At 71.6% G+C, this 8,255-nt stretch carries 7 protein-coding genes, 1 tRNA gene and 1 pseudogene; 6 read left to right on the top strand and 3 right to left on the bottom strand.

Annotated features, from left to right (window positions below; all coding sequences use genetic code 11):
* The first annotated feature begins 512 nt into the window (after positions 1-512).
* Positions 513-1,502 carry a class I SAM-dependent methyltransferase gene (locus ACIGZJ_RS04025; RefSeq protein WP_396455805.1) on the top strand — a complete coding sequence of 330 codons (990 nt, stop codon included), beginning with the start codon at positions 513-515 and terminating at the stop codon, positions 1,500-1,502.
* A gap of 78 nt (positions 1,503-1,580) precedes the next feature.
* Here the strand turns inward: ACIGZJ_RS04025 and ACIGZJ_RS04020 are convergent, their stop codons facing one another.
* On the bottom strand, positions 1,581-3,254 hold the full coding sequence (locus tag ACIGZJ_RS04020) for an APC family permease (RefSeq protein WP_396455804.1): 1,674 nt from the start codon (positions 3,252-3,254) through the stop codon (positions 1,581-1,583).
* Between the two features lie 189 nt (positions 3,255-3,443).
* A tRNA-Leu gene (locus ACIGZJ_RS04015) sits at positions 3,444-3,531 on the bottom strand.
* A 348-nt stretch (positions 3,532-3,879) separates the two neighbouring features.
* Between ACIGZJ_RS04015 and ACIGZJ_RS04010 the strand changes: the two genes are divergently transcribed.
* Positions 3,880-4,365, top strand: coding sequence for an ATP-binding protein (locus tag ACIGZJ_RS04010; protein ID WP_396455803.1), 486 nt, complete (start codon positions 3,880-3,882; stop codon positions 4,363-4,365).
* Between the two features lie 37 nt (positions 4,366-4,402).
* Here the strand turns inward: ACIGZJ_RS04010 and idi are convergent, their stop codons facing one another.
* On the bottom strand, positions 4,403-5,074 hold the full coding sequence (idi, locus tag ACIGZJ_RS04005; protein ID WP_396455802.1) for an isopentenyl-diphosphate Delta-isomerase: 672 nt from the start codon (positions 5,072-5,074) through the stop codon (positions 4,403-4,405).
* Between the two features lie 337 nt (positions 5,075-5,411).
* Between idi and ACIGZJ_RS04000 the strand changes: the two are divergent.
* From ACIGZJ_RS04000 to ACIGZJ_RS03985, 4 genes and pseudogenes are all read left to right on the top strand, one after another.
* Positions 5,412-5,555 (top strand): annotated as a pseudogene (locus ACIGZJ_RS04000) (hypothetical protein); the annotation flags it as partial.
* The gene (locus ACIGZJ_RS03995) at positions 5,552-6,307 is read left to right on the top strand and encodes a sugar phosphate nucleotidyltransferase (RefSeq protein ID WP_396455801.1); all 756 of its coding nucleotides are present in this window, start codon (positions 5,552-5,554) and stop codon (positions 6,305-6,307) included. The pseudogene ACIGZJ_RS04000 and the gene ACIGZJ_RS03995, both read left to right, overlap by 4 nt.
* A complete protein-coding gene (locus ACIGZJ_RS03990) occupies positions 6,295-7,356 on the top strand; it encodes an iron-containing alcohol dehydrogenase family protein (protein WP_392931147.1) in 1,062 nt (353 codons plus the stop codon). Before ACIGZJ_RS03995 ends, ACIGZJ_RS03990 begins: the two co-directional genes overlap by 13 nt.
* Before the next feature lie 100 nt (positions 7,357-7,456).
* Positions 7,457-8,194 (top strand): CDP-alcohol phosphatidyltransferase family protein, encoded by a 738-nt coding sequence (locus ACIGZJ_RS03985; RefSeq protein ID WP_392932218.1) that lies wholly within the window; start codon positions 7,457-7,459, stop codon positions 8,192-8,194.
* The last annotated feature ends 61 nt before the right edge of the window (positions 8,195-8,255 follow it).

Raw genomic sequence — 8,255 nt, 5'->3', positions numbered from 1 at the left:
GAAAGTGTGGGCCCTCGACCGGCCGGGGGCCTTTAGTATCGCGGTCAAGGGGGGGCGTTGGGGGGGGGGGGGGCGCCCGGGGGGGGGGGCGGCCCCCCCCCGGGGGGGGGGGGGGGGGGGGGGGGCCGGCCGCCCCCCACCCCCGTTGTGCGTTGTGCGCCACCGGGCCCCGCGAGCGGCGGAGATCATTCCGGCGGATGGTGACAAACCGGGCGCGAGGCGGCAGGATGGAGAACTGCGTTCGCGTTGCCGTGTTCACCGTCCGGTCGTGAAGTGACGGTCTACGAAACTCTCTCGCCGAAAACCGCCTCACAGCCGATCGCAGAGCTGTAGATTGCAGCGAACTCGGGCGCGTGGGACTACTGTTGCCGTTGGGTTGAAGTGGCGTGGACTCCCTCAGAACGGCATGCCACCCGGACCGCAGACGGGGTGTCCCCGCCGCCGGAAAGAGTCGTCGAAGAGAGTCCGAGACCGTTCCCGCAGGTCCTCCGTACCGCGTAAGGAGCATCCCAGTGACCGACACCGCGTTGACCGGTGAGCAGCCACGGCTTGTCGAGCCCGCCGTGCTGGACGATGTACCCGGTTGGTTCTGGGACCACGACCGCCATCTCTTCGAATGGTTCCTGAGCCGGCAGGAGAAGGCCGGGGTCACCGGCGACCTGCTGGAGATGGGCGCCTACCTGGGCCGCAGCGCCATCGTGATCGGCGAGCACCTGCAGGACGGCGAGACCTTCACGGTCTGCGACCTGTTCGACTCGGACGCGCCGGACGACGAGAACGCCGCCGAGATGGACATGTCCTACCGCAAGACGCTCACCCGGTCCGCGTTCGAGTCCAACTACCTCTCCTTCCACGAGCGGCTGCCGGAGATCATCCAGGCGCCGACCTCGACCCTGGCCGGCGGCCGGGTGGCGGCCGGCTCGTTCCGCTTCATCCACATCGACGCCTCGCACCTGTACGAGCACGTGGTGGGCGACCTCCAGGTCGCCCGGGTGGCGCTGGACCCGCAGGGCGTGGTGGTCCTGGACGACTACCGCTCCGCGCACACGCCCGGGGTCGCCGCCGCGACCTGGGAGGCGGTCTTCAACCACGGCCTCAAGCCGATCGTGCTGACCGAGTGCAAGTTCTACGGCACCTGGGGGGACCCGGACCAGGCCCAGCTGGACCTGCTGCACGGGGTCGACCTGGCCGAGGGCTGTCAGCTCAGCGTGGAGACCCTGAACGGGCGGCGCGTCCTGCGGATCACCGGCACCTCGGAGGGCATCGAGCCGTTCCGCGCCTCCCGCCACTACGACCGGCTGAGCGCCGAGGCCGCCCGCCGCGAGGCCGTCGAGGCCCGCCGCGAGGTCGAGCGGGCCCAGGAGCAGGCCGCCGAGGACCTCGCGGAGCGCCGCGCCCGGGCCGCCGAGCGCCGCCGCCCCACCAACGTCGCCAAGCGCGTCGCCGGGGACCTGCTGCCGCCGGTGGTCACCTCCGCGATCCGCCGCGCCCGCCGGGGCTGAACCCGGCCGGATACGCCGCATGCGCCGACCGGGCCCGCCCGGTCGGCGCATGCGTGAATACCCCGCACCCGGGCCGGATCAGACCCGCGCGGCCTCCGGCTCGCCGGCCGGCCGCTGCGCGCCGTCGCCCGCCGCGCCCGCACCCTCCGCCGGGGCGGTGAGCTCCTGGCGCACCTGCGCCAACGAGGGGTTCTGCCAGGCGCTGCGCACCCCCCACCGGTAGAACGCCAACGCGATGACGGCGACGGTCAGCAGGTCCCAGCCCGGCGCCAGGTAGCCGCGCCCGCCGAACTCCGTGCCGCCGGCCCAGGACACGCCGGCCATGACGAACAGGTAGGCGATCACCCAGACGCCGGCCAGCAGGTGCGGCCTGAGCTCCGCCCACGGCTTTCGCAGCTCGTACCAGGCCCAGATCGGCAGACCGGCGGCCATCAGCAGGATGACCTTGCCGGTCAGCGGCCAGCGCGCCCAGTACAGCACCAGCGAGCCGAACACCATCGCGATCGGGGCGATCACCGGCATCGCCCGCAGCTTCACCGGGCGCGGCAGGTCCGGCGCGAGCCGGCGCAGCGCCATCACGGCGACCGGGCCGGTGATGTAGGAGATGACGGTCGCGACCGAGACGATCTCGGCGAGCGAGCCCCAGCCGCGGAAGACCGCCAGGAACAGGAAGGCGATCAGCAGGTTGAGCAGCAGGGCCGGCCGCGGGATGCCGGTCCTGCGGTCCACCCGGCCGAAGAGCGCCGGCAGGTGCCCGTTCTCCTGCACCCCGTGGATCATGCGCGAGGTGGTGGCGGCGTAGATCATGCCGGTGCCGCTGGGGGAGACGAAGGCGTCCGCGTAGAGCAGCAGGGCGAGCCAGTTGAGGCCCCAGGCGATGGACAGGTCGGCCAGCGGCGAGGTGTAGCCGAGGCCGCTCCACCCGTTGGCCAGGTCGGCCGTCGGCACCGCGCCGAGGAACGCGACCTGCAGCGCGACGTAGATCACCAGGGCGATCAGGATCGACCCGATCACGGCCTTGGGCAGCGACTTGCCGGGGTTGCGGGCCTCCCCGGCCAGGTTGAGCGGGGACTGGAACCCGTTGAACGCCCAGACGATGCCGGAGACGGCCACCGCCGTGAACACCGCGCTCCAGCCGTTCGGGGCGAAGCCGCCGTGGTCCTGGAAGTGGGCGGTGTCGAAGTGCGCCAGCAGCAGACTGCCGGCGGTCAGCGCGGGCACGACCACCTTGAACACGGTGATCGCGGTGTTGGTCTTCGCGAACAGCGTGATCGCGAACCAGTTCAGCAGGAAGTACCCGACCAGCAGCACGCTGGCCAGCGCCACTCCCGTGATCGTCAGCTCCTCGCCGTCGAACAGTCCCCGCGCCCACCCGAAGTGCCAGGAGCTCATGTACTGCACCGAGGCGGTGGCCTCGCCCGGGATCACCGAGACGATGGCGATCCAGTTCGCCCAGGCGGCCAGGTACCCCGCCAGCGACCCGTGGGAGTACTGCCCGTACCGCACCATCCCGCCGGCCTTGGGGAACATCGACCCCAGCTCGCTGTAGGTCAGGGCGATGGTCAGCGCCACCACGGCGCCGATCACCCACGCGACGATCGACGCCGGCCCGGCCAGCCGGGCGGCCCGCTCGGCCCCGAAGAGCCAGCCCGACCCGATGATCGAGCCCAGACCGACAGCGGTGAGGCTGATGGTTCCGAGCGAGCGGCGGTAGTTCTGGTGGGATGCCGTCGTCGACTCAGACGCGCTCAACTATCAGTCCTCCATCTGGGTGAATTCCGGGCAAACGGAAAACACCCTATGAGGAAGAAACGGGCGAAAGCCTCAGATCGAGCTCAGATGACACCGATCGTTGCTGTCTCGTGTCCGGATATCGGACACCCGAGGGCAGGGAAAACAAAAATTCCCCGTGGGCTCCAAGAGCCTCACGGGGAATTCCTTTGGTGTCCGAGGGGGGACTTGAACCCCCACGCCCGATAAAGGGCACTAGCACCTCAAGCTAGCGCGTCTGCCATTCCGCCACCCGGACAGGGTGTGTGCTTCGGGGGTTTCTCTCGGCGCCCCCTTGGCGACAGAGAGAACATTACCAGGGTTCTGGAGTGCTTCTCACCTGCGTTTCTTGGCGGCCGGGAGGCGGTGGGAGCGCTGCCCGGCCGCCGGGGGGATCCGGGCCCGACGGGGCCGCGGAGGGAAGGAAGAGGAAGGAAGCGGTCGGGTTGGGCGCGGGGGGCGGTCAGGATCCGACAGGAGTGGTCCGACACGGGCAAGTTGTCGACGCTGCCGCGGCGCCGGGGGCCGCTCTCCTAGCCTCTGTGGACCAAGGGCGCCATGAGCGGAACGCCTGATTCCCGGGGTCGCGGACGAAGGGCGGCTGGACGTGGAGCAGATCAGCGGGGCGGCGAAGGCCGAGCCGAGACGGGGGGCGGCCGGACCGGCCGAGGGGGTGTGGCGGTTCCGGGTGCCGGCCGTGGAGGCCTCGGTGCCGCGGACCAGGCACGCGGTGCGGGACCGGCTGCTGGCCCAGGGGATGGCCGGGGTGCGCTACCAGGAGCTGGTGGACGACCTGCTGCTGATCGTCTCGGAGCTGGTCAGCAACGCGGTGACCCACGCGGCGGAGCTGTCCCCCGAGGTGACCACGGAGCTGTTGGTGCAGCGCGGCTGGGTACGGGTCTCGGTCGAGGACGGCGACCCGTACCGGCCCAAGGCGCTGGAGAGCGACACCGGACGGACCGGCGGACGCGGACTGCTGCTGGTGAAGAGCGTGACCCTGCAGGCCGGCGGGGTCTGCGACGTGGAGCGGACCGGGGAGGGCGGCAAGGTGATCTGGGCCTCGCTGCCCGTCCCCCCGGACACGGACGCCTAGGACGACGGGACACCGCCCAAGCGCCCGCGGGCCCGCCCTACCAGTCGTGGCCGGCGATCTCGCGGATCCCCGGCAGGGCCGCCTCGAAGACGGTCTGGAACCAGACCGAGAACGGCCGCTCCGCCTGCAGCTCGCGCAGCTCCTGCGCGCTGACGAAGGCGTAGTCGTCGACCTCGTCCGGATCGGGCACCACCGGGGCGGTGACCAGGCCGACGAACAGGTGGTTCCACTCCCGCTCGATCAGGCCGGAGGCCTCGTCGGGGAGGTCGTAGCGCACCGTCCCGGCCTCACAGAGCAGCGCCGGAGCGACGCCCAGCTCCTCGGCGGTGCGCCGGGCGGCCGCCACGAAGGGGCGCTCGTCCGGGTACGGGTGGCCGCAGCAGGTGTTCGACCAGACACCGGGGGAGTGGTACTTGCCGAGCGCGCGGCGCTGGAGCAGCAGCCGGCCCTGCCGGTCGAAGAGGAACACCGAGAACGCCCGGTGCAGCCGGCCGGGCTGCTGGTGGGCCCAGTGCTTCTCGGCGGTGCCGATGGTCGCACCCTCGTCGTCGACCAGCTCCAGCAGGATCTCGGTGGAGACGGAGCCCGGACCCGAGCCGACGGCGGAGTCGGCGGCGGCCGCAGCGGCCGGGAGGTCGGTCTCCACGTCGAGACCGGTGTCGATCTCCGCGCTGAAGTGCGTCGGGTTGGTCGGCGGACTCTGGGGCATGAGGCCTCTTTCGGGGGCGATCGGAGCACCGGTGGCGTCGGGCTCCAGTCTGCCGTATGGGTGGCGGTGCGTACGGGTCCGACGCACAACGGGGCGGATCATGGCGCTTCACGGCCGATTCCGGCCATCGGAATAGCAGGAGAGTTCGGTACGCGTTCGTAGTCCGTTCGATCAGGGGCCGGAAAGCGCCCGAGGCCGGCCGAACGAACACCGCGGCGCCACCCCTCCTCCACAGCGATCACGCCGATCCGCACCACGCGCGCCGCCCGCCCACCGCTTCGCCCCGCCGCGCGGCCCCCCGGCCCCCGGACCCCGCGCACAGCCCCCGGCCGCGTTCCGGCTGGTCGCCACGGTCGCCTACCATCACATACGACACGGTGCCCGCATCTGCGGCGGGACCGGCGCGCCACCCGAAGGGCTCGACCCCGTGGACGCCGGGCACACCAGCGCACAGCACGACGGATCAGGAGACACCGCATGATCGGCCTCGTTCTGGCAGCCGGCGCCGGCCGCCGGCTGCGCCCGTACACCGACACCCTTCCCAAGGCGCTGGTGCCGGTCGACGGGGAGCGGACCATCCTGGACCTCACGCTCGGCAACTTCGCCGAGGTCGGCCTGCGCGACGCGGCGATCGTGGTCGGCTACCGCAAGGAGGCCGTGTACGACCGCAAGGCGGCCCTGGAGCAGAAGTACGGCGTCAAGCTCACCCTCGTCGAGAACGACAAGGCCGAGGAGTGGAACAACGCCTACTCCCTCTGGTGCGCCCGCGAGCTCTTCACCGAGGGCCTGCTGCTGGCCAACGGCGACACCGTCCACCCCGCCTCCGTCCAGACCACCATGCTGGAGGGCAACCGCCGCCTCGTCGAGGCGGGCGAGACCCCCGGCATCCTGCTCGCCCTCGACACGGTGAAGAAGCTCGCCGACGAGGAGATGAAGGTCGTCGTCGACCCGGCCACCGGCATGCGGCGGATCACCAAGCTGATGGACCCGGCCGAGGCCACCGGCGAGTACATCGGCCTCACCGTGATCAACCCCTCCGCGGCCGCCGACCTCACCGACGCCCTGCGCGCCACCTACGAGCGCGACCCGCAGCTCTACTACGAGGACGGCTACCAGGAGATGGTCGACCGCGGCCTGCGGATCGCCGTGCAGCCGATCGGCGAGGTCTCCTGGGTCGAGGTCGACAACCACGACGACCTGGCGAAGGCGCGGGAGATCGCGTGCCAGTACTGACCCGGCTGGTTCCGTCGCCGGTCTTCGTCGAGATCCGCGCCGGGGCGCTGGACGCGCTGGCCGGCATCCTCGCCGACCAGCGGCTGTCCGCCTCCGGCCGGATCGCGGTGGCGATCAGCAACGGCTCGGGCACCGTGCTGCGCGAGCGCCTGGAGCCGGCCCTGCCCGGCGCCGACTGGTACAACGTCCAGGACGGCAGCCTGGACAGCGCGGTGCGACTGGCCGACGAGATGCGCGGCGGCCATTACGACGCCATCGTGGGCCTCGGCGGCGGCAAGATCATCGACGCCGCCAAGTACGCCGCCGCCCGGGTCGGCCTGCCGCTGGTCGCGGTCGCCACCAACCTCGCCCACGACGGCATCTGCTCCCCGGTCTCCACCCTGGACAACGACGCCGGACGGGGCTCCTACGGCGTGCCCGGCCCGATCGGGATCGTCGTCGACCTCGACGTCATCCGCCAGGCCCCGCCCCGCTTCGTCGCGGCCGGCATCGGCGACGTCGTCTCCAACATCTCGGCCTGCGCGGACTGGGAGCTCTCCCACGCCGAGACCGGCGAGCCGGTGGACGGACTGGCCGTCGCGATGGCCCGCTCGGCGGGCGAGAACCTGCTGCGACACCCAGGAAACCTTCAGGATCAGGACCTCCTCACGGCCCTCGCGGAAGCCCTGGTACTGTCCGGCATCGCGATGAACATCGCGGGCAGCACCCGGCCCTCGTCGGGCGCCTGCCACGAGATCTCGCATGCCCTGGACGTGCTGTATCCCAAGCGGTCCGCCCAGCACGGAGAACAGGTCGGCCTCGGGGCCGCCTTCGCCAGCTTCCTGCGGGGCGAGCGCGAGCTGACCGGTCTGATCGTGGAGCGCCTGGCGCGCCACGGGCTGCCGGTGACCGCGGCTCAGATCGGCTTCACCGAGGCGGAGTTCACCGAGGCGGTGCACTACGCTCCGAACACCCGCCCGGGCCGCTTCACCATCCTTGAGCACCTCGACCTCTCCCCATCAGCAATCAGGGACGCGTACGCCGACTATGTCCAAGCCGTCAACAGCTGACCCCTCCACCACGGGCACCCAGACCGCCACCCCGCCCCCCGTGGACCTGACCCGCCGGCCCTCCATCGAGGAGCTCCGCTCGGTCATCCACCCGGAGGGCATGCTCCAGCGCCGAAGCGCCGAGCACTGGGCGGGCCGCCTGTACATGCGGAAGATCTCGCTGCGGATCACGCGCGTGCTCTCCACCGTCACGGCGATCACGCCCAACGGCCTGACCTACCTGATGATGTTCACCGGCATCCTGGCCGGTGCCGCCCTGGTCGTCCCCGGCATCACCGGCGCCGTCCTCGGCGCCCTGCTCATCCAGGTCTACCTGCTGCTCGACTGCGTGGACGGCGAGGTCGCCCGCTGGCGCCGGCAGACCTCGCTGACCGGCGTCTACCTGGACCGGGTCGGCCACTACATGTCCGAGGCGGCCCTGCTCACCGGCCTCGGCCTGCGCGGCTGCGACCTGTTCCACAAGGCCGGCGACGCCTCGCACTGGGAGTGGGCCTTCCTCGGCACCCTCGCCGCGCTCGGCGCCATCCTGATCAAGTCCGAGACGGACCTGGTCGACGTGGCCCGCGCCCGCAGCGGGCTGACGGCGGTCGAGGACAGCGCCTCGGTGCCGCGCTCGGCCGGAGTGGCCAAGGCCCGCCGGGCGGCCTCCCTGTTCAAGTTCCACCGCCTGGTGGGCGCCGTCGAGGCCTCGCTCTTCATCCTCGCCGCCGGCATCGCCGACGCCGTCCACGGCGGACTGTTCTTCACCCGCGTCGCGGTGGTCGTACTGGCCGCGATCGCCATGCTGCAGACCGTGCTGCACCTGCTGAGCATCGTCCTGTCCAGCAGGCTCCGGTGAGCGCCGTGACGCAGCACCCCCGGACCGAGGCCGCCGCCTTCCGGCTCGGCGCGGTCATCAT

This window comes from Kitasatospora sp. NPDC052868 (genome assembly GCF_044547105.1).
GTDB lineage: Bacteria > Actinomycetota > Actinomycetes > Streptomycetales > Streptomycetaceae > Kitasatospora.
This window is presented reverse-complemented; position numbering and strand designations above follow the sequence as displayed.